The sequence below is a fragment of the Azovibrio sp. genome (assembly GCF_049658005.1).
Classification (GTDB): Bacteria; Pseudomonadota; Gammaproteobacteria; order Burkholderiales; family Rhodocyclaceae; genus Azovibrio.
In genome coordinates this window covers 1-20452 of record NZ_JBASOH010000039.1, presented here as the reverse complement: position 1 = coordinate 20452, position 20452 = coordinate 1, and the positions used below count along the sequence as shown (strand labels likewise).

At 61.2% G+C, this 20452-nt stretch carries 18 protein-coding genes; 11 read left to right on the top strand and 7 right to left on the bottom strand.

What is annotated here, in order from left to right; all coding sequences use genetic code 11:
* Positions 1 to 27 precede the first annotated feature (27 nt).
* From WBH99_RS04120 to WBH99_RS04095, 6 genes are all read left to right on the top strand, one after another.
* Positions 28 to 1050 carry a KpsF/GutQ family sugar-phosphate isomerase gene (locus tag WBH99_RS04120; RefSeq protein ID WP_424218849.1) on the top strand — a complete coding sequence of 341 codons (1023 nt, stop codon included), beginning with the start codon at positions 28 to 30 and terminating at the stop codon, positions 1048 to 1050.
* A gap of 35 nt (positions 1051 to 1085) precedes the next feature.
* Positions 1086 to 1595: a KdsC family phosphatase gene (locus WBH99_RS04115; RefSeq protein WP_424218848.1), complete on the top strand. Its 510-nt coding sequence runs from the start codon at positions 1086 to 1088 to the stop codon at positions 1593 to 1595.
* Positions 1592 to 2185 (top strand): LPS export ABC transporter periplasmic protein LptC, encoded by a 594-nt coding sequence (gene lptC, locus WBH99_RS04110; RefSeq protein ID WP_424218847.1) that lies wholly within the window; start codon positions 1592 to 1594, stop codon positions 2183 to 2185. Before WBH99_RS04115 ends, lptC begins: the two co-directional genes overlap by 4 nt.
* Positions 2182 to 2790, top strand: a complete 609-nt coding sequence (gene lptA, locus WBH99_RS04105) for a lipopolysaccharide transport periplasmic protein LptA (RefSeq protein ID WP_424218846.1) — start codon at positions 2182 to 2184, stop codon at positions 2788 to 2790. The genes lptC and lptA overlap by 4 nt, the downstream gene beginning before the upstream one ends.
* A gap of 220 nt (positions 2791 to 3010) precedes the next feature.
* Positions 3011 to 3571 (top strand): phasin family protein, encoded by a 561-nt coding sequence (locus tag WBH99_RS04100; protein WP_424218845.1) that lies wholly within the window; start codon positions 3011 to 3013, stop codon positions 3569 to 3571.
* Between the two features lie 67 nt (positions 3572 to 3638).
* On the top strand, positions 3639 to 4196 hold the full coding sequence (locus WBH99_RS04095) for a phasin family protein (RefSeq protein ID WP_424218844.1): 558 nt from the start codon (positions 3639 to 3641) through the stop codon (positions 4194 to 4196).
* Positions 4197 to 4333: 137 nt separating this feature from the next.
* On the opposite strand, the gene WBH99_RS04090 is transcribed toward WBH99_RS04095, so the two are convergent.
* From WBH99_RS04090 to WBH99_RS04070, 5 genes are all read right to left on the bottom strand, one after another.
* Complete coding sequence (locus WBH99_RS04090; protein ID WP_424218843.1) at positions 4334 to 5113, bottom strand: competence/damage-inducible protein A; 780 nt, start codon at positions 5111 to 5113, stop codon at positions 4334 to 4336.
* On the bottom strand, positions 5110 to 5859 hold the full coding sequence (locus tag WBH99_RS04085) for an EI24 domain-containing protein (protein ID WP_424218842.1): 750 nt from the start codon (positions 5857 to 5859) through the stop codon (positions 5110 to 5112). Before WBH99_RS04085 ends, WBH99_RS04090 begins: the two co-directional genes overlap by 4 nt.
* The gene (hrpA, locus tag WBH99_RS04080) at positions 5852 to 9808 is read right to left on the bottom strand and encodes an ATP-dependent RNA helicase HrpA (RefSeq protein ID WP_424218841.1); all 3957 of its coding nucleotides are present in this window, start codon (positions 9806 to 9808) and stop codon (positions 5852 to 5854) included. The genes WBH99_RS04085 and hrpA overlap by 8 nt, the downstream gene beginning before the upstream one ends.
* 63 nt (positions 9809 to 9871) lie before the next feature.
* On the bottom strand, positions 9872 to 11347 hold the full coding sequence (locus tag WBH99_RS04075) for a sensor histidine kinase N-terminal domain-containing protein (protein ID WP_424218840.1): 1476 nt from the start codon (positions 11345 to 11347) through the stop codon (positions 9872 to 9874).
* Complete coding sequence (locus WBH99_RS04070) at positions 11310 to 11996, bottom strand: response regulator transcription factor (protein WP_424218839.1); 687 nt, start codon at positions 11994 to 11996, stop codon at positions 11310 to 11312. The genes WBH99_RS04075 and WBH99_RS04070 overlap by 38 nt, the downstream gene beginning before the upstream one ends.
* A gap of 862 nt (positions 11997 to 12858) precedes the next feature.
* On the opposite strand from WBH99_RS04070, the gene WBH99_RS04065 reads away from it, so the two are divergent.
* The 5 genes from WBH99_RS04065 (at position 12859) to WBH99_RS04045 (ending at position 18794) form a co-directional block, all read left to right on the top strand.
* On the top strand, positions 12859 to 13065 hold the full coding sequence (locus WBH99_RS04065) for a hypothetical protein (RefSeq protein ID WP_424218838.1): 207 nt from the start codon (positions 12859 to 12861) through the stop codon (positions 13063 to 13065).
* Between the two features lie 21 nt (positions 13066 to 13086).
* On the top strand, positions 13087 to 15969 hold the full coding sequence (locus tag WBH99_RS04060; RefSeq protein ID WP_424218837.1) for a tetratricopeptide repeat protein: 2883 nt from the start codon (positions 13087 to 13089) through the stop codon (positions 15967 to 15969).
* Entirely contained in the window at positions 15966 to 16904 is a 939-nt protein-coding gene (locus WBH99_RS04055) for a UDP-glucuronic acid decarboxylase family protein (RefSeq protein WP_424218836.1), read from the top strand. The genes WBH99_RS04060 and WBH99_RS04055 overlap by 4 nt, the downstream gene beginning before the upstream one ends.
* On the top strand, positions 16901 to 18112 hold the full coding sequence (locus WBH99_RS04050; protein WP_424218835.1) for a class I SAM-dependent methyltransferase: 1212 nt from the start codon (positions 16901 to 16903) through the stop codon (positions 18110 to 18112). Before WBH99_RS04055 ends, WBH99_RS04050 begins: the two co-directional genes overlap by 4 nt.
* Before the next feature lie 214 nt (positions 18113 to 18326).
* Positions 18327 to 18794, top strand: a complete 468-nt coding sequence (locus WBH99_RS04045; protein WP_424218834.1) for a hypothetical protein — start codon at positions 18327 to 18329, stop codon at positions 18792 to 18794.
* Between the two features lie 418 nt (positions 18795 to 19212).
* Here WBH99_RS04045 and WBH99_RS04040 read toward each other — a convergent pair whose 3' ends face one another.
* The gene (locus tag WBH99_RS04040; protein WP_424218833.1) at positions 19213 to 19839 is read right to left on the bottom strand and encodes a hypothetical protein; all 627 of its coding nucleotides are present in this window, start codon (positions 19837 to 19839) and stop codon (positions 19213 to 19215) included.
* A 14-nt stretch (positions 19840 to 19853) separates the two neighbouring features.
* Positions 19854 to 20147: a hypothetical protein gene (locus WBH99_RS04035; protein WP_424218832.1), complete on the bottom strand. Its 294-nt coding sequence runs from the start codon at positions 20145 to 20147 to the stop codon at positions 19854 to 19856.
* Between the last annotated feature and the right edge of the window lie 305 nt (positions 20148 to 20452).

Here is a 20452-nt window from a genome sequence, read left to right as displayed (position 1 = left end):
GGCGACCCTCATCAGCGCTGGAACCCCATGACACCTCACCCGGTCGGCAGCAGCCTCCAGAAGCCCGCCCCTTCGTCCCATGATCCCGCCCGGATCATCGAACTCGCCGCGCAGACCCTGCGGATCGAGGCGGAAGCCCTGCTGGCCCTGATTCCCCACTTGAACGAGGATTTCGTGCGCTGCGTCGCCCTGATTCTCGCCAGTTCCGGTCGCGTCATCGTCAGCGGCATGGGGAAATCCGGCCACATCGCCCGCAAGATTGCCGCCACCCTGGCCAGCACCGGCACCCCGGCTTATTTCGTGCACCCGGCCGAAGCCAGTCATGGGGATTTAGGCATGGTGACCGGGGCCGATGTCTTTCTGGCGCTTTCCAATTCGGGGGAGTCGGACGAAATTCTGCGCATCCTGCCCGCCATCAAACGCCAGGGCGCCAAACTCATTGCCATGACCGGCGCCCCCGCCTCCAGCCTGGCCCGGGAGGCCGATGCCCACCTCTATTCCGGCGTCAGCCAGGAAGCCTGCCCGCTCAACCTCGCCCCGACGGCCAGCACCACCGCCGCCCTGGCCCTGGGGGATGCGCTGGCGGTCGCCTTGCTCGATGCCCGCGGCTTCAGCCCCGCCGACTTTGCCATGTCCCACCCCGGCGGCAGCCTGGGGCGTCGCCTGCTGACCCATGTCCGGGATGTCATGCACGGCCCCGATGATGTCCCGGCCGTGGCGGCCGATGCGCCACTGACCGAAGCCATCCTGGCCATCAGCCGGGGCGGGCTCGGCATGACGGCCATTACCGGCCCCGACCAGAAGATTCTGGGCATCTTCACCGACGGCGACCTGCGCCGCGCCTTTGCCCAGGGTCTGGATTTGAGTCAGGCCCGCATCGCCACCCTCATGCACCCCAACCCCCATACCATCGCCCCGGAAAAGCTGGCAGTTGAAGCCGTGGAAATGATGGAACGCCATCGCATCAACCAGTTGCTGGTCGCCGATCGTGAAAACCGGCTGCAAGGTGCCCTCAACATGCACGACCTTTTCCGCGCCAAGGTCATCTGATGGATGCAAGGGCCCGCGCCGCAAGGCTCAAACTGATGGCTTTCGACATCGATGGCGTGATGACCGATGGCAGCCTCTATTTCACCGAAGATGGCCGTGAATTCAAGGCCTTCAACACGCTGGATGGCCACGGTCTGAAGATGCTGCAAAAGGCCGGGGTGGAACTGGCCATCATCACCGGCCGCACTTCCGGCGCCGTCAGCGCCCGGGCTGCCAACCTGGGTATCCGCCACCTGTACCAGGGCGCGGACAACAAGCTGCAATGCCTCGGCCAGCTGCTGGCCAGACTGCAACTCCCCTGGCAGGCCGCCGGTTATATGGGTGACGACGTGGTAGACCTGCCCGTCATGCAGGCCTGTGGTTTTTCTGCGGCCCCTGCCAGCAGCCATGCCGCCGTCAAGGCCCGGGCGGCTTTCGTGAGCGAAGCCGGCGGAGGGCGTGGTGCTGTCCGTGAAGTCTGCGAACTCATCCTCGCCGCCCAGGACCGGCTCGACGCGGCCCTGGCCCCGTATCTGCAAGCCGCGCCCGGCAAAGCCCTGTTGTGAACCCAGGTCTGAGCCGATACTTTCCGCTCATGCTCCTGGGCATCCTGGCCGGGCTTTCCTTCTGGCTGGAGCAAGCGACCCAAGTCCCCCTGATCCGGAACGACAGCAAGACCCGTCACGACCCGGACACCCTGGTGGACAATCTCTCGGTGCACCGCTTCGGCCCCGATGGCGTACTCCAGTACAAACTGGTCGCCACACACATGGAACACTATCCTGACAACGAAAGCAGCCGGGTGTTCAGCCCCCGGCTGACCAGCTACCGGCCGGAGAAGCCGGATGTCGTCCTCACCGGCAAGCAAGCCCTGGTGACTCAGGAGGGCAAGCATGTACTGGTCCAGGAAAATGTCGTCATCACCCGCGCCGCCTTCGCCGACCGGCCAGAACTGGTGCTGCGCACCGAGGAACTCACCGTACTCCCCGACGCGGGACAGGCGTTCAACCAGCACCCGGTCCTGATCACCCAGGGCGCCAGCTGGATGAAGGGCGTCGGCATTCAGGTCGACAACAACCTGGGCATGTTCAGCCTGCAATCCCAGGTTACCGGCGAATATTTCAACAAGCCCCCGAGAGAGGCCGCAACGCCATGATCCGAATCCTGTCCCTTGCCCCCGCCCTGCTGCTGGTACTTGCCACCCTGGGAGCCGCCCCCGCCCGGGCCGAACGAGCCGACCGGGAAAAACCCATCGCGATCGAAGCCGACAAGGTCACCATCGACGACATCAAGGGGGTGCAGATTCTGGAAGGCAACGTGATCCTGACCCAGGGCACCCTGATGATCCTGTCCGACAAGATCGTCGTGACCGAAGACCCCTACGGCTTCCAGCGCGGCGTTGCCTATGGCGGCCCCAAAGGCCTGGCCCGCTTCAAGCAGAAGCGGGAAGGCAGCGAGGAATGGATCGAAGGCGAGGCCGAACGCATCGAATACGATACCCGCACCGAAGTGGCCGAACTGTTCCACCGCGCCTGGGTGAAAAACGGGGAAGATCAGATCAAGGGTGAATACATCTGGTACGACGCCATCGACGAACGCTACCTGGCATCCGCCGGCGAAAGTTCCCTGAAAAAGCCCAGCCGCGTCCGGGCCATCATCCAGCCCAAGAGCCGGGAAGCGCCGCCTCCCGCAAACACCAGCCGCCCCTCCGGCATCGAGCTCAAGCGCACGGACGAGCTTGATCTCCCCGATCCGCACTGACTCAAACCAAAACTTACACAAACCTTACAAGTCCTTGTAAGCAAAGCAGAATTTCATCCGGCGCGGCGCACAGAAAAAAGTTGACATCTGCGTCTTCTTCCTTATAATTGAGCCCATGTTGCAGTGCGGCATCGCTGCGTGTCATGCGTGTCATCGCTGCGTGTCATGTAACGCGGTGCACCGCAGCGATGCCTCATTTACCTCTTACAGGAGATTCACCATGATCACATCCCCCGAACAGTTCGCCGTTGCCAACAAGGCCGCCGTTGATTCCATGCTGTCCCTGGCCAACACCGCCCTGGCTTCTGCCGAGCGCATCGCTGCCCTGAACCTGAACACCGCCCGTTCCGTGCTGGAAGACTCGGTCTCCAACACCAAGGCCATCCTTGGCGCCAAGGACCCGCAGGAAGCCATGTCCCTGCAAGCCTCCCTGACCCAACCCAATGTGGAAAAGGCCGTGGCCTACACCCGCAGCATGTACGAAATCACCGCCCAGACCAGGGAAGAGCTCGCCAAGATGATTGAAAGCCAGTTCGCCGACTTCCAGAAGCAAGTGGCTTCCCTGCTCGATCAGGCCACCAAGTCTTCTCCCGCCGGTTCCGATGTCGCTGTGGCTGCCGTCAAGTCCGCCATCGCCGCCGCCAACTCTGCCTTTGACAGCATGAACAAGGCAGCCAAGCAAGTGTCCGAAATCGCTGAAGCCAACGTCGCTGCCGCCACCAACGCCACGGTCAAGGCTGTTGGCGCCACCGCCGCCGCTGCCAAGAAAAAGGTTGCCTGAGTTCTGGCACCGCAACACAACCCCCGCTACGGCGGGGGTTTTTACCATCCACATCCCGGAGGAAACCATGAGCACACCCAACATCGAACAACTGACCGCCGCCCAGAAGGCTAACGCTGAAGTGATGACTGCCTTGCTGCGCGCTTCTTTCAATGGCATGGAACGCCTGGCTGCCCTGAACATGGCGGCCTCCCGCGAGTTCTTCAACGCTGCCGTGACCAATACCCAGCAGTTGCTGGCCATCAAGGACCCCAGCGAACTCCCCAAGCTGAACGCCAACCTGGCGCAGCCTGCCCTGGCAAAGTGGATGGACTACTCCCGCAATTTATATGACCTGGTGACTTCCGTGCAGAAGGAAGTGACCTCCGTCATGGAAAGCCAGTACCAGCATTTCTCCAAGACAGCCGCTGCCAACCTGGACAAGACCAAGTCTGCTCCCGGTGGCGACATCTTCGCCGCGGCCATGAAATCCGCGCTGGATGTCTCCGGCCGTGCTTTCGAGCAGATGAACGCCGTGGCCAGGCAAGCGGCTGAAATCGCTGAAACCAATATGCAAGTGGTGGCCAACACCACCAACCAGGCGACCAGCGCCGTGAGCAAGGCCGCTGCCATCGCCAAGAAGTAATCCGCCTCCTGCCAGCAAAAGCCAGCAAAAGCCCCGGTCCGCGCCGGGGCTTTTGCCTTGTCGTCGGTCTTGTCGTCTTGGTCGTTTGCTTTGTCGTTGCTTTGTCGTTGCTTTGTTGTTTTATGCGGGCGGCGGGATCAATCCCGCCAGGCCCAGGTGATGCCGCGCCGCTCCACTTCCCGGCGGATTTCCTCCATGGCCTGATCCACCCGGCAGGCTTCGCCCTCCACCCCCAATTCCAGATGCCGGCGCTCCTTGCCCACCAAGGAGGGCAGGGAAAACAGGCGCAGGTCCGGGTAAGCCGCCACGATGTGCTGCATCAGGTCGAGCAGTTCCGATTCATAGGCCTTCTCGCCGGTCAGCAGCAGCGCCTTCTCCACCATCGGCTTACGGTGGAAGAGCTGCGCATAGAAAGTATCGAGCACCCATTCGATCATCGGGTGGGCCATCTGGGGAAAGCCCGGGACGAAGTAGTGCTCGCGGATCATGAAGCCCGGCACTCCGTTGATGGGATTGGGGATGATCTTCGCGCCATCGGGGAAAGTGCCCAGCAACTTTCTCACCTCGTCCAGCCCGTCGCCAAAGCGCGCCTCGAGCGCGGCCTCCGCTTCCGGGCTCAGACTCAGCCCGACCCCCAGCGCCTGAGCCACGGCCTGACGCGTATAGTCATCCGGCGTATTGCCGATGCCGCCGCAGGAAAACACCACCTCCCCCGCCGCCATGCTGCGTTTGAACACCTCTGCCAGCCGGTTCTGGTCATCCCCCAGGTACTGCACCCAGGACAGGCGCAGGCCCCGGTCGGCCATCAGTTCGGCGATCCTGGCAAAGTGCTTGTCCTGGCGTTTGCCCGAAATAATCTCATCGCCGATGATCACGGCGCCGAACACCCGGTTTTCTTCAATAGTTGGCGAACTCAAGGACTCTCTCCTTCAATGGCAACTGCGCTGACACTGACCAAGGCCCCGCCGCGCAACTGACGCAGGGCTTCGAGACAGTAATGAATATAGGCCAGGGCCGACAAGGCCGGCACCAGCAAGCCCAGCACCGGCACATGGGCCAGCAAGGCCAGAACCAGGCCGAGCATGAACAAGGGCACGGCGTGCTGGCGGCGGATGACGCTCCACTCCTCCGATGTGGCATGAACCGCCAGGCAATCAAAAGCAAAGGTCTGGCGGTTGAACCAGGCCAACAGCAGCATCGGCAGGATCAACCCCAGGCCGGGAATCAGCCAAAAGGGCAGGCTCGCCAGCCAGCCAAAGACGAACAGGGCCGTGGCCGCAAGGCTGTTCCAGAGCGCTGCCACGAAACTGTCCTTGCCCAGAGCCGCCAGTTCCGGGTACTCCTGGGCTGCCACCTTTTGCAGCAGCCAGGGCAGCACGAACACGGCGGCGAGCAAGGCCGTGGTCAGGTAAGCCAGGGCGAAGATCGCCAGCCAGCCCCCCAGGTAAGCAAGGAAATGGGCCAGCCAGACGAGGCCCCAGGAAACCAGCAGGGTCATGGGGGGATTGTCGATCAGCCAGGCCACCAGTTTCGCAAGGCCAAACCAGGCCAGCCCCAGCCACAGCAGCAGGGAAAAAAAAGCCGGCGCCAGCAGATAGCGCCACAACCCCGGCTTGGCCAGACTCGCAAAACTGCGCAGCAGCGCCTGAATCACCTTATCCATACTGGATTCCTTCCCACATTTTCTGTAGCCGTTTGACCGACACCGGCACCGGGGTCTTCAATTCCTGGGCAAAGAGATTAACCCGCAATTCCTCCAGCAGCCAGCGGAACTGCTCGAGTTGCGGATCATGGGCGCCCTGCCGGGCGAGTTGCAAGGCCCGCCGTTCATACTGGGCCCAGAGCGGCTGGTACTCGGCCAATAGCCGCGCATCCCGGGCTGGGTCGGCCTTGAGCTTGTCGAGCCGCACCTGGGCGGCCTTCAGGTAGCGGGGAAAGTGTTGCAGCCGTTCAAACGGGGTCTCCATGATGAAGCGCGGGCCGATCAGCCGCTTGACCTGGGCCTCGATGTCGGAAAGCGCCGCAGCGTGCGCCTTGAAGGCCGGCAGCTTCTTCATGAGGGTCTGCCACTCGCAGAGCACCTGGCCCACCAGCCGGGCGATTTCCTGCAGCAAGAGGCCCAGGCGCGGCCTCGCTTCGGCGCAGCGGGCGCGAAAGCTCTCCGCATCCTTCGGCCAGGGCTCGGCCAGGCAGGCGCGCTCGCAGCCTAGCTCGATGAGCTGGCGCTGCAGTTCCTCGCGCGAGCCCAGGCTCATGTACTGCATCGCCATCTGGGTGAGGCCGGGCAGGTTCTTCTCGAACGACTTGAGCGGCTCCTTGAACTGCAGCATGAAGAGGCGCAAGAGGCCGCGGCGATGGACCCGCAGGGCTTCCTCTTGATCATCGAAAACCTTGAGGCTGACGCTCGTTTCGTCGTCGTGCAGGGCGGGGTAGCCGAGCACGGTCTGGCCGGCGGCTTTGGGGCCGAGCCGCACTTCCATCCATTCCGGCAATTCTCCGAAGGTCCAGTCCGTCTGGCCGCTCAAGTCGGCCGGCGTCTCGTGCAGCCCGGCGAACTCCTGGCGCGCTTCCTTGCCCCACTGGGCTTTCAACTGGGCGAGGTTCCGCCCCATGTCGAGCTGCCGGCCATGTTCATCGATCAACACGATGTTCATCGAAAAATGGGCCGGCAGGGCATCGGGCCGGAAGGCATCCGGGGTCAGCGCCCAGCCGCGGGCATTGAGGCCCCGGGCGCTGAGGATGTAGTCGATGAGGGGCGCGACGAGGCCCTGGCTCATGCGCTTTTCATCCTGGCCGACCCAGGCGATGAATTCCTCCGCGAACTCCGGCACCGGCACGAGCTTGGCGCGGATCTTCTGCGGCAGGGTCTTGATGAGCTGCACCAGCTTTTCCTTCAGGAGTCCCGGCACCAGCCACTCCAGCCGGGGGGCGGGGAGCGGGTTGAGCTGGGCGAGCGGCAGAGTGAGCGTCACCCCGTCCCGGGGGCTGCCGGGCTCGAAGTGGTAGGAGAGCGGGTATTCGACCCCGCCCAGCTTGAGATGATGGGGAAAGGCCTCGGTGGTGATGCCCGCCGCCGAGTGGCGCATCAGGTCGGCGCGGGAGAGGAACAGCAGCTTGGGCTGCTCCCGCTCCGCCTCCTTGCGCCAGTGCTCGAAGGTGGCGCCGTTGTGGATGTCCGCCGGGATCAGGTGGTCGTAGAAGGCAAAGATCAGCTCGTCATCCACCAGCACGTCCTGGCGGCGCTGCTTGTGCTCCAGGTTCTCGATTTCCCGGATCAGCTTCTGGTTGTGCTGCCAGAAGGGCCAGCGCCGGGCGTAGCTCTCCTCCACCTCGCCGCCCACGAGGGCCTGGCGGATGAAGATTTCCCGCGCCTCGGCCGGCGCCATGGGGCCGTAATGGACGCGCCGCTTGGGGGTGATCACCACGCCATGCAAGGTGGTGCGCTCCCAGGCCGCGACCTGCATGCTCTTCTTTTCCCAGTGGGGATCGAAGTAGCTCCGCTTGAGGAGGTGCGATCCCACTTCCTCCAGCCATTCGGGTTCGATGCGGGCGATGCAGCGGCCGTAAAGCCGGGTGGTCTCGGTGATCTCGGCGGCCATGATCCACTTGCCCGCCTTCTTTTGCAGCGGCGAGGCCGGGTGGATCAGGTAGCGGATGCCCCGGGCCCCGAGATAATGGCCGCTCTCATCCGACTTGCAGCCGAAATTACCGAGCAGGCCGGTGAGGAGGGCCTTGTGGATGGCCTCATAGTGGCCGGGAATCTCGTTTTCCTTCCAGCCCAGTTCCGCCACCAGGGCATGGAGCTGGCCGTGCACCTCGCGCCACTCGCGCAGGCGCAGGTAGGAAAGAAAGTGGGCGTGGCAGACTTCCACCAGCTTCTTGGTGGACTTCTTGTGCGTAAGTTCCTGGGCAAACCAATCCCAAAGCCGCAACCAGCCGAGGAACTCGGATTTTTCCTCGCCCCCGCCCTGCCCCTGGCCGGGAAACAGGATGCGCCGGTGCTTTTCATCCGCCGCCTGCTGCTTGTCCTGCGGCCGCTCGCGCGGGTCCTGGGTGGAGAGGGCCGCCGCGATCACCAGCACTTCGCGCAGGCAGCCGTGTGCCTTGGCCGCCACGATCATGCGGGCGAGGCGCGGGTCGAGGGGCAGCCGGGCCAGGGTGCGGCCCACCTCGGTGAGGCGGCGCTCCTCGTCCAGGGCGCCCAGCTCCTGGAGCAGGGTGTAGCCGTCGCTGATGGCCTTGGGCGGTGGCGCTTCGAGAAAGGGAAAGCGCTCCACCTCGGTGAGCTTCAAAGACTTCATCCGCAGGATCACCCCGGCCAGCGCGGTGCGCAGGATTTCCGGGTCGGTAAAGGGCGGGCGGGCATTGAAGTCCGCCTCGTCATAAAGGCGGATGCACACTCCGGCCGCCACCCGGCCGCAGCGCCCGGCCCGCTGCCGGGCCGCCGCCTGGCTGATCTTCTCGATCTGCAACTGCTCCACCTTGTTGCGGTAGGAATAGCGCTTGACCCGGGCGAGGCCGGTATCGACGACGTAGCGGATGCCGGGCACGGTCAGCGAGGTTTCCGCCACGTTGGTGGCGAGCACGATGCGCCGGGCGCCGCAAGGCTTGAAGATGCGGTCCTGCTCGGCGCCCGACAGGCGGGAAAAGAGCGGCAGGATTTCCGTCTGCGGCGGATGCCGCTTTCTCAGGGCCTCGGCCGCCTCGCGGATTTCCCGCTCGCCGGGCAAAAACACCAGGATGTCGCCGGGGCCCGAACGGGCCAGCTCGTCGCAGGCATCGACGATGGCATCGAAGAGATCCCGCTCGTCGTCATCCGCCTCGGTCTGCACCGGGCGGTAACGCTGCTCGACCGGATACAGGCGGCCGGACACCTCGATCACCGGGGCGCCATCGAAATGCCGGGAGAAGCGCTCCGCATCGAGGGTGGCGGAGGTGATGATGAGCTTCAGATCGGGGCGGCGCGGCAACACTTCCTTCAGATAGCCGAGCAGGAAATCGATGTTGAGGCTGCGCTCGTGGGCCTCGTCGATGAGGATCGTGTCGTAGGCCGAGAGGGTCGGGTCGGTCTGGGTTTCCGCGAGCAGGATGCCGTCCGTCATCAGCTTCACCCAGGCATCCGGCGAGGTCCGGTCCTGAAAGCGGATCTTCACCCCGACCCCGGCCCCCACCTGGGTGTGGAGTTCCTGGGCCAGGCGGGCAGCCACCGCACGGGCCGCCAGCCGCCGCGGCTGGGTGTGGCCGATCAGCCCCGCCGCCCCCCGGCCCAGTTCGAGGCAGATCTTGGGCAACTGGGTGGTCTTGCCGGAGCCGGTCTCGCCGCAGACGATCACCACCGGGTGGGCACGGATCAGCGCGGCGATTTCTTCTTGCTTCTCATTGACCGGCAGATCGGCCTGAAACTCGGGCCTAGGCAGGCGGGCCCGCCGCGCGGCAAAGGCGGCCCGGGATTTTTCCAGGAGGGCAGCAAACTCGGCGGCGGCCTGCTCCCGCCGCGCCCCCTGCAATTGACGTGCGTCCCGGGACAACCCCTGCAGGCGGCGACGGTCGAGGCTCAGGCAATCATGAAAATCGGGGGAAGAAGACTTGGACGAGGTGCGCGCAGATTTCATGGGAACGGATTCTACTGACCCCACCCGCCGCGCGGGAAGAAGAACCGCGGAATCAAATGGAATTCAAGGTTTTTCAGCATGCCCTCCCGGCTCTGGCGGAATGTCCGGATGCACCAGATGCCAGGCAGGAAAGATCACCCGGGCAATGGCGCCTCTGCCCTTGGGATTCGGACTCAGCGATGCAGAGGCTCGATGCTGCCCGGCAATCTCCCGCACGATGGCAAGCCCCAGGCCACTGCCTTCTGTCGCGGCGTCATCGACCCGGCAAAACCGTTCGAATACCCGTTCGGACTGTGCCTCGCTGATGCCGACACCGCTATCTTCCACTTCGAGAATGGCAAAATCGCCATGCCCGACCACACGGCAGGTCACCTGACCGCCCTCCGGGGTGTAACGCAGCGCGTTGTCGATCAGGTTATTGACCAGCTCGCGCAACAAGAAAGGATTGCCCCGGATGATGGCGGGGCCACTGGTTTCAAACCCCAGGTCGATGCGATCTTCCACCGCCCGCATCACCCAGTCCCCCACCACTTCGCGCAGGAGCTGGTCCAGATCGAGCGGATCCTGTTGCTGATGCAACTGATCACCCGCCTCGGTACGGGCCAGGGTCAACAGCTGGTTGACCAGCCGTGAGGCACGGTCGACTCCGGTCGCAATCTGGCGCAGGGAATTTTGCAACTGCCGTGGATTGGACTCGCGCAAGGCCAGTTGGGCCTGAGTCTTGAGCCCGGCCAGGGGCGTGCGCATCTGGTGGGCCGCGTCGGCAATGAAACGCTGCTGGGCATCGACGTTGCGCTTCATGCGTTCGAGCATGGCGTTGAATGCCCCGATCAGGGGCTCCAGCTCTTCTGGAACCCGGCGGTTCGAGATCGGCGAAAGATCGGCGGACTGGCGCGCCTCGATGGTTTCCCGCAAGCGGGTCAAAGGTTGCAAGCCCTTGGTCAGGCCGAACCAGACCAGCAGCACCGCCAATGGAATGATGATGAACTGGGGAATGATGACGCTGGCGATAATCTTGTTGGCCAGCTGGGCACGCTTTTCCAGGGTTTCGCCTACCTCCACCAGCACCCACTTCCCGGGCGGCATTCCGGCATCGTGAAGATAGGAATAGGCCACCCGCAATTCCCGCCCGTTCAATTCGTCATCACGGAAATGGATTTCCCCGGGCTCGACGCCTGCGAGGCGACTCTGGTCAGGCAAGGGAAACTCCTTGTCCCCCGCCAGCACCCGGCCATTACGGGTCAGCACATGAAAATAAACCGAGTCGATTTCATCGGAGCGGATCACGGCCCGTGCAGCGCCAGGAAGATTGATGACCGGCTTGCCATTGACGAACTTGAGTTGCCGGGAAATGGCGGCGACATCCTCGCGCAGGGCCTGGTCATAAGGAAACGCCGCCACATTGTTGGCAAAGTAATGGGTCAGCACGATGCTGATCGGCCACACAAACAATAGCGGCGCCAGCATCCAGTCCAGAATCTCCCCAAACAGGGAACGCTGGCTATCCGGGGTACGGCGTGTCTTCGGCGGGTTTTTCAAGGCAATACCCAAGACCACGGACGGTCACGATTTTGACCCCTGCCAGCTCCAGTTTCTTGCGCAGGCGATGGATATACACCTCGATGGCATTGTGGCTCACCTCTTCGCCCCAGCCGCAAAGGTGATCCACCAGCTGATCCTTGCTCACCAGACGCCCGACCCGGGCAAGCATGATCTCGAGCAGGCCCAGCTCCCGGGCCGAAAGATCGAGGGATTGACCATTGACAGACGCCACCCGCCCCACCTGGTCATAACTCAGCGCCCCGTGCTGCACGACCGGGGCCGTGCCGGAGGAACGGCGGGTCAGTGCCCGCACCCGAGCCTCCACCTCGGCCAGATCAAAAGGCTTGCCCATGTAGTCGTCAGCCCCCAGGTCCAGCCCCTTGACCCGATCGACGGTACTGTCGAGGGCGGTGAGAACGAGCACCGGCAGCAAGGAATTCCGCCCCCGCAGGCGCCGCAGGACCTCCAGGCCATTCAGTTTCGGCAGCCCCAGATCCAGGATCAGCAGATCATAGTGATAGGTCAGCAGGGCGCTTTCCGCATCCATGCCATTACCCGCACAATCCACGGCATACCCACTCTGGCGCAGGGTTCGACATAACCCATCGGCAATGATCCGGTCATCCTCTGCAATCAGGATACGCATGGAACTCCATTTTTGGTCACGGTCAGCTTCATGTCAGTCGGGACTTCCAGAACCAATTCCGCTGCTCTCCTTCGGATCATGGAGTTTCGAGACACCGGAACCCGAGGAACGATCAATCCTGCAGCGAACCGCCCCCACCGGCTTTCGGGCTCCCCAGCTTTCGGGCTTCCCAGCTTTCGGGCTCCCCGTCTTTCAATCTCACCGTCTTTCAATCTCACCGGCCTGGGCTCACCGGTTTGGGCTCACCGGTTTGGGCTCACCGGCATGGGGGCTTCAGCCGGCTGCGCACTTTCTCTTCCTTCCATCCTGGATAGTCTAACAAATCCCTGTCCCGCTGGTTGCCGCAGCGCAGCATCGCCACCCGCCAGGCTTGCATGCCCCGTTTGCGCCAAATCAGGTCCACAAAAAACCCCGGGGCTTCCGCAAGCCGTTATTCCGTCAACAAAAGGCCGAGGAAGATTTTTTCCGCGGCTTACTCTTTGTACGCCCAGCATGGGCCCACTCCTGCGGGCGTAAGTCCCGCCCAAGCGAGGTGGCGTCAGCAGAGGCCATAGTCGCTGCCGGTCTGGGGCGAAGGGCCACAAGAGTGGAAGGGGTAATCACCAAGTCATCAGAAGAAGCGATGGGGCTCAAAGCTTCCTGCGTGAAGCTCGTCATTTATCCGGCGAGGGTGAAGGGGCCAACGCTGGTCTGGCAGCGAGACAATCAGTTTTCCGAACTCGAAATGATGAAACCAGAGATGTGCGAGGGGGCTGTGTTACCTCTGCCATTCCAACCACCCTGCGTGGCCCCGCATGCTGGGCGGTTTAACAAGGGTGCAGCTTATAATGGCCGCCCCTATGTCGATTGAGGAAAAAGAACGATGCCAGCAACCATTTCAGCGGTCATCACAAGTGGCCACTTTCTTACCAGCGATGAGCAAGGGCGACATGTAACGAAGATCGAGGATGGCAAGGTCTGGTATGAAAATCGTAGTTTTTATCTGAAGAACGAATCGTTGTTCGGTCATACGAGAACCAATCCTCAGAGCATCCAGGTCTTTGCTCAGACCTCGTTTCAGGTGTTGTAAGGGCCACGGGGTACTTTCTCAATGACTAACCTGACCAAAAAATGGACCCTGGAGCAAGCACTACAGCAAGCTATAGTCCATCACCGTGCTGGGCAACTACAAGAGGCTGAACGGTTATACCGCTCCATCCTGAATGTGGCACCCACGCATCCCGATGCCAACCATAACCTCGGCGTTCTCGCCGTTGGCGTTGGCCAGCCTGAAGCGGCACTGCCATTTTTCAAGATGGCACTGGAGGTCAATCCAAAGGTTGAACAGTTTTGGGCAAGCTATGCCGACGGTCTGCTGCAAGCAGGGCAAGCGGATAACGCCCAGCAAATCATCTTGCTGGCGCGTCAATATGGGCACGCCGGTGCCACCCTGCAACAAATTGAAGCCCGCATCGGTCAATCTGCGGCACCAACCCCCACTCTTGACGCTCCGCCCGCTGATCCGCTGGAACCCGCCATCGCTGCGCGTGAAGCCGGCCACTATCCAGCTGCAATCGCTTGGCTCGATCAATGGCTGGCGGCACATCCCGATGATGCCTCCGCGATGGCCCTATTGTCCCAGGTACTGCTGCTCGACAAACAGGACAAGCGCGCCGCCTCTGTGTTAGAGCAAGCGCAAATCCTGGCCCCTGAACTTCCCGCTGTGCAGCGCAATCTGGCCCGTCTGGCACTCAAGCAGAATCAGCCCGCCGCCGCCTTGCATTTAACCGAACACGCTCTGCGCAGCGATCCTGAAAATCCAGAAAACTGGCTGATACACGCCGCAGCCCTCATTGCCAACCAACGTGACACCGATGCCCTGCCGCTTGTTGAGCGCGCCCTGCAAACCCGCCCGTCCTACGCCGAAGCCTGGGCCAATCGCGCACTCATCCGTCTGCGGGCCAAGGATAATGCCGGAGCGCTTGCCGACATCGAAAATGCTCTGGCACTCAAACCGCATATGGCGCAGTTCTTGCAGCTCGCGGCCAGCCTGCACCATGCAGCCAGGAACCTGCCCGGTGCCATTGATGCGATGCAAAAAGCACTGAAGGCAGATCCCGGCAACGTGGGTTACATGGTGAGTCTGGGCGAGTTTCTACGGCAGAACTATCAAAATGAGGCTGCCATTGCCTTGCTCGACAAGGCGGTTTCCATTGCGCCGGATAACCCGGCTGCCTGGACAAATCTTGGTACCGCGTTGCAGGGTGTCGGCCACCTGGAAAAGGCCCGTCAGGCCTATGAAACGGCCCTTCGTTTGAAGCCTGATCAAGCCGAAGTGGCCCATAACCTGGGGGCCATGGCGAAGGATGCCGAGTCCTGGGAAGAAGCGCTGAAATACTTCGATCAAGCCCTCGCGTTCAGTCCAAACCATGTGCAGCTCCTTGCAAGCAAGGGACAAGCGTTGCTCGAATTACAGCGCCCACCCGAGGAATTCGAGAAGATTGCACAGAAAATTTTGGCTATCCACCCCGATCATGAGGCCGGCATGACATTACTCGGCAACCTTTGCCGGAAATTGGGCCGTCTGGCGGATGCCGCAAGTTATTTCCGCAAGGCGCTCGCCAAAACGCCAAACTCTGCGGAAGCCAATGCTGCCTTGGGTGGAATTCTCAAAGACATTGATGAACTGCCTGAAGCTGAAACGTATATTCGTCGAGCATGGGAACTGAACCCGACCAAGCTCAGCACACTGAGCGATCTGCTGTTCACATGCAGCTACCTCGCACACCATTCCGCGGCATATCGCCTGGAGGAGGCGAAACGGTATGGTGCCATCGCCAGCAGCAAGGTGACGCAGCGCCTGTCTCACGCATACGCAGACATGCCACAGCGTTTGCGCGTCGGTTTGGTGTCCGGTGATTTGCGCAATCACCCCGTAGGCTATTTCCTTGAAAGCTTCCTGCCCCATATCGATCGCAGCCGCATTGAATTGATTGCCTATCCAACACAGCCCAAGTCGGACGAATTGACGGAGCGCTTGCACGCCTGCTTTACGGCCTGGACGCCGCTACAGGGCAAAAGCGATGCCATGGCAGCCAGGCAGATTGAAGCCGACGGCATTCATGTTCTGCTCGATTTGTCCGGTCATACCGGCCACAACCGCCTCCCCATGTTCGCTTGGAAGCCAGCCCCGGTGCAGGCGAGCTGGCTGGGCTATTTCGCCACGACAGGCGTGGAGCAGATGGACTTTTTGCTCGGCGATCCCCACGTCACGCCACCAGAGGAAGAAGCGCACTTTACCGAGCATGTCTGGCGCTTGCCTGAAAGCTATCTGTGCTTCAGCCCGCCAGCCATGGATATTGAGGTTGCACCGCTGCCGGCACTGGAGGCTGGATATATTACGTTTGGCTGCTTCAACAACCTGGCCAAGATAAATGATGCGGTGGTGGTCTTGTGGGCGAAGGTGCTGCTGGCGGTGCCCACTGCCCGCCTGTTGCTCAAGACCAAGCAACTTGCCGATGACAAGCAGCGTCAGCGCACCATCGAGCGTTTTGCCGCACAGGGTGTTGCAGCGGAACGCCTGGTGCTGGAAGGCCCTGTGCCACGGGCCGAACTGCTGGCGGCCTACCATCGAGTGGATATTGCGCTCGATCCTTTCCCGTATCCGGGTGGCACGACCAGTGCGGAAGCTTTGTGGATGGGCGTGCCGGTGCTGACGAAACGGGGTGATTGCTTTTTGTCGCATGTCGGGGAAACGATTGCACACAATGCCGGCCTGGTGCACTGGATTGCCAGCGATGCGGATGATTATGTGACCAAGGCAGTAGAGTTTGCCTCCGATGTGGCGGCCCTGGCGTGGCTGCGGGCAGGCTTGCGCGCACAAGTACTGGCCTCCCCATTGTTCGATGCGCCCCGCTTTGCCCGCCACTTTGAAGAAGCCCTGTGGGGGATGTGGCAACACTGGCTGGATACTCAACAAGAAAGATTGCAATGACTCCAACCACACTCGTGACCGGCGGTGCCGGTTTTCTGGGATCGCATCTCTGCGACCGGCTACTCAAAGATGGCCAGGAAGTGCTCTGTGTGGACAACTTCTACACCGGCAGAAAGGACAATATCCGCCATCTGCTGGCGCATCCGCGCTTCGAGCTGATCCGCCACGATGTGTGGCTGCCGCTCTATGTGGAGGTGGATCGCATCTTCAACCTGGCCTGCCCCGCGAGCCCGATCCATTACCAGAACGACCCGATCGCCACCACCAAGACTTCGGTGCTGGGCGCCATCAACATGCTGGGGCTGGCCAAGCGACGCAAGGCGCGCATCCTGCAAGCCTCCACCAGCGAGGTCTATGGCGACCCACAGCGGCACCCGCAGCCGGAAAGCTACTGGGGCCATGTCAACACCATCGGCCCACGGGCGTGTTACGACGAGGGCAAGCGCTGCGCCGAGACCCTCTGCTTCGACTACTACCGCCAGGCCAAGGTGGATATCCGGGTGATCCGCATCTTCAACACCTACGGCCCGCGCATGCACCCCAACGATGGCCGGGTGGTGAGCAATTTCATCATGCAGGCGCTCAAGGGCGAGCCGATCACGCTCTATGGCGACGGCCAGCAAACCCGTTCGTTCTGCTACGTGGACGATCTGATCGAAGGCATGGTGCGGATGATGAATCAGGACACGGAGATTGGCCCGATGAATCTGGGCAACCCGGAGGAATTCACCATCCGCGAACTGGCCGAGACGGTGCTGCGCCTGACCGGCTCAAAAAGCGAGCTGGTGTTCCGTCCGTTACCGCAAGACGACCCGATGCAGCGCCAGCCGGACATCACCAAGGCCAAGGCGGTGCTCGACTGGACGCCCAAGGTGGCGCTGGAGGATGGCTTGAAAGAGACGATTACGTATTTCAGGAAAGTGGTGAGTCAATGAAGCAGAAACTTGTGCCGGCGCTGTGCCCGGTGTGCGGTCACGGTGTGGCTGCGCCTTTTTTTGATGGCGGCGAACAGACGCTGGCCACCCTGGGCTGGCCCGCCAGTGCCGAGGCGGCACAGGCGATGCCGAAGCATCCGCAGGATTTCGTGCAGTGCCCGAAGTGCTCGCATGTCTGGAACCGGTCGTTCACCTACGACGCCATTCCTTACCAGAACAACCCGAACCGGATGTTCAACAAGGGCGGCATCTGGAAAGGGCACCTGGCGACAACACGGGATCTGGTGCTGAAGCAACTGCCAGATGCGCCGACTGTGGTGGATATCGGCTGCGGTGAAGGACACTTTGTGCGCGGTCTGGCGGAAGCACGGGAAGGTGCGGGGCGCTTTGTTGGCTTCGATCCGAACGCGACGCCGGAAACCGGGCGGGGCGTGGAGTTTCACGCGGCCTATTTCGAGCCCTTACAGCATATGGCTGACTTTGCGCCCGATGCGGTGGCGATTCGCCATGTGCTGGAACATCTGACCCATCCGGCGAGTTTGCTGGAACAGCTGGCCTGGGGTGCTGCAGCGCTGGGCAAGCCCTGTTGGCTGTTCGCCGAGGTGCCATGTATCGACCGGGTGTTCGAGACCGGCCGCTTGGCCGACTTTTTCTATGAGCACACCTCGCATTTCACGACGGAATCCTTCCGCACCTTGATGGCGCGGGCGGGTGAAGTGGTGGAACTGGCGCACGGCTACGACGGTGAAGTGGTGTTTGCCTTGGTAAAGCTGGGCGTGCCGGCGGCGATGCAGCAGCGTGCCCGAGCGGCGGCTGAATTCGCCCGGGCGGCGGATGCCAGCCGTGCACAGATTCGCCAGCAACTGGATGAGCTGGCCGCACAAGGCAAGCGGGTCGCCATCTGGGGCGGCACCGGCAAGGCTGCAGCCTTCATCCACCAGTTTGGCGCGGACGCCAAGCGCTTTCCGCTGGTGGTGGATTCCGACCCGGACAAGGCCGGCACCTTTGTGCCAGGCACGGGGCAGGAGATCGTGTTCCGCGATGCCCTGAAAACTGCACCGGCGGACGTGGTGATCATTCCGACCCAGTGGCGGGCGAAAGATATCGTCGCTGAGATGGCCCGCGAGGGCATTATGGCCGCGCAGGTACTGATCGAACAGGGTGGGCGGCTGGTGGATTTCCACCGGGACGCACACCCCTACCGCTGAAGATTGCGCCTGAAGTAATAGGAGTCACTTTTTTTCCGCCCAGTCCCTTAGCCCTTAGCCCTCAGCCCTCAGCCCTCAGCCCAGCTGAGGGTACAGTAAAAACTGAAACCCTGTCCTTCTCACGAGGGGCAGGTTTTTTTCATGAGCTAGGCTATTGACTCTATCTAGAACAATGTTCATAGTTGCGAACATCGTTCCAATCTAGGAGTTTCCCATGAGTCAACTTCAACACCCTTCCCCTGAGGCTATTCGCAACACTCGATTAGGGCTTGGCCTATCAATTGCAGAAGCTGCAGGCCTGGTATACGCCACTCCCCGAGCGTGGTCTCATTGGGAGACTGGTGCAAGGCAAATGGATCCGGCACGGTTCCATTTGCTAATCAATCGGTTAACTATGCCTTCGGATACTGCAATGACAAGTTTAGGTCTATCGTCGGGCTCATCAGATACCGCGTCGCCTCGAGAGCTCGTTGTGATTTTGTTGGATGTGGATGGGAGGCAGCAGCCTATAGACGTGGTTGCTCGTGATAATTTTGTTGCCTTCGAGATTGAGAGCGACGGCATCCATGCAACCATTAGCTCGCTGGCGGTGGGCGCAAAAGGGCCTTGCATCCATCGAACAACATTTAGACGTGAAAGCAATCTGCATGTTGAGTTAGCGGTACAACACTGGGAACAATAAACAAGGGACACCCACTTACTTCTTGACGCGCATCCAAGCCAACCGCCAGACCCAAGCCATGACTCGCCCGCGCAGTGGATCCCACCACCGCCGAGTCCGTCGGCTGGCAGCCGCCGAGGGATGGAACCTGACTGCACGTGAGCGACCCGGAGGCGTTGGTGATTGAGGTGATCGGTGTGCCTGAGGTGGGGATGGTGGGGGTGAATGTGCTACTGTGGGGTGAGCAATCTGACCGAGGAGCGGTTGCGGGCGGTGGAGGCGGTGCCGGCGGCATGGATTTGATTGACTGAAGGTTGAGAAAAGATGCCGGCTGGCAGAGGGTTGGGTTCGTCGAGCTCGTTCGGTTTGGCGAAATACAGAGTACCTTCTGCCGGTCTATCGAAGGCGTTGAGTCTTTCGACATTGCAGCGCCACCCCGTCAGTTTTGCGTGATATCCGCGAGGTTGCCGGACAAGTTCCCGTGGTTGTTGAGGGCTAAAGGAAGTTCGGTTTTACGATAATTCTCTTGGCGCCACTCACGCTGTTTCTTGGAGAAGCGCTTGAACGGCTTGATGTAAAGCGGAGTGCACTCCCACTTGACTCTCTCCCAGTCATGCTTGAGAAGGAGTGCAACGCGATGGGTGAAAATCTTTAGGTCGTCGGACTCGCCGGAAAACAGACGATCATAGTGGTCCAAGATTGCACCGTCGTGGGTTTGGTCCTTAGGGTTGATAGATGTTGCGAGACGTGCTCTTAGTGAAGCTACCTTTGCAGTAGGAATTTCTATAGCCTTGTTTTCAACGTGAGCGATGGCGATTTCTACGCACAGTTTGCGCATCTTGCCGCGCCACTTCGTTCGTTCCGTCGTGACTTGTTCAAGTTGAATGGCGCGCTCATCTTTCCGAAAAGCGATGAATGATGCGATCCAGCCGCCGACGGCAGTAAAAGAAACGCCGGCCAGCAAGGATGTTAGGTCAATATCGAAGATCATAAGGAGAAAATAGGGGTCAGACCATGGTTTTCTAAGAAAGAACGGTGCGACCAGTTTGGGGGGGTTGTAATCCAAACTGGTCGCTGTGTTTATTTTGCTTTGAACGTTTCCCAGTTGGCTACAATCCAGCCCTTCACTTTTTCACGCATCACGTCAGTGTTAGTATGAATCATGTCTTCGAGTTTGAAACCAGACTCCTTATCCCTGAAGTCAAACTTCTTTGCTATATCATTGATAAGGTCTAGCACCTCGTAACCTTCTTTCCGGTTAACCCGTCCTGAGTCAGTCTTCCCGGTAATATGTGGATTGTCTCCTAGGGTTGTCGTCCAAGTGTATTCGTAAGCTCCTCGGTCTTCAAGATCCTTCTTCGTAAGTAGTCCCATGGATCATCCTTTCCATTGGCGAAATTGCCAGTTCAGTATATTGGGCTCGCCTGTTTTATTTCAAGAGAAAATAGGGGGCAGACCACGGTTTTTCTGCTGGGGAGGTGCGCAATGAGCACCACCCTTCAGCCATCAAGCGTGAGCGGCGGCGTACTCGCGTGCAGTCGGCAAAGTGCGCGGCAGTATCTTCGTCTTCGGGCGCGTGGCTTCCCAGCCCAGGCAGGCCAGCCAGATGGAACGCGGGATGGCTTTGTGCGCGGTGCGGTAGTAGCTCACCATGCGGCGGCTGATGCCCAGGGCTTCGG

Bases quoted from the DNA above. Each gene is read 5' to 3' on its own strand.
- WBH99_RS04120 (WP_424218849.1), top strand. From the start codon at position 28: ATGACACCTCACCCGGTCGGCAGCAGCCTCCAGAAGCCCGCCCCTTCG.
- WBH99_RS04115 (WP_424218848.1), top strand. From the start codon at position 1,086: ATGGCTTTCGACATCGATGGCGTGATGACCGATGGCAGCCTCTATTTC.
- lptA (WP_424218846.1), top strand. From the start codon at position 2,182: ATGATCCGAATCCTGTCCCTTGCCCCCGCCCTGCTGCTGGTACTTGCC.
- WBH99_RS04100 (WP_424218845.1), top strand. From the start codon at position 3,011: ATGATCACATCCCCCGAACAGTTCGCCGTTGCCAACAAGGCCGCCGTT.
- WBH99_RS04095 (WP_424218844.1), top strand. From the start codon at position 3,639: ATGAGCACACCCAACATCGAACAACTGACCGCCGCCCAGAAGGCTAAC.
- WBH99_RS04085 (WP_424218842.1), bottom strand. From the start codon at position 5,859: ATGGATAAGGTGATTCAGGCGCTGCTGCGCAGTTTTGCGAGTCTGGCC.
- hrpA (WP_424218841.1), bottom strand. From the start codon at position 9,808: ATGAAATCTGCGCGCACCTCGTCCAAGTCTTCTTCCCCCGATTTTCAT.
- WBH99_RS04070 (WP_424218839.1), bottom strand. From the start codon at position 11,996: ATGCGTATCCTGATTGCAGAGGATGACCGGATCATTGCCGATGGGTTA.
- WBH99_RS04065 (WP_424218838.1), top strand. From the start codon at position 12,859: ATGCCAGCAACCATTTCAGCGGTCATCACAAGTGGCCACTTTCTTACC.
- WBH99_RS04060 (WP_424218837.1), top strand. From the start codon at position 13,087: ATGACTAACCTGACCAAAAAATGGACCCTGGAGCAAGCACTACAGCAA.
- WBH99_RS04055 (WP_424218836.1), top strand. From the start codon at position 15,966: ATGACTCCAACCACACTCGTGACCGGCGGTGCCGGTTTTCTGGGATCG.
- WBH99_RS04050 (WP_424218835.1), top strand. From the start codon at position 16,901: ATGAAGCAGAAACTTGTGCCGGCGCTGTGCCCGGTGTGCGGTCACGGT.
- WBH99_RS04045 (WP_424218834.1), top strand. From the start codon at position 18,327: ATGAGTCAACTTCAACACCCTTCCCCTGAGGCTATTCGCAACACTCGA.
- WBH99_RS04035 (WP_424218832.1), bottom strand. From the start codon at position 20,147: ATGGGACTACTTACGAAGAAGGATCTTGAAGACCGAGGAGCTTACGAA.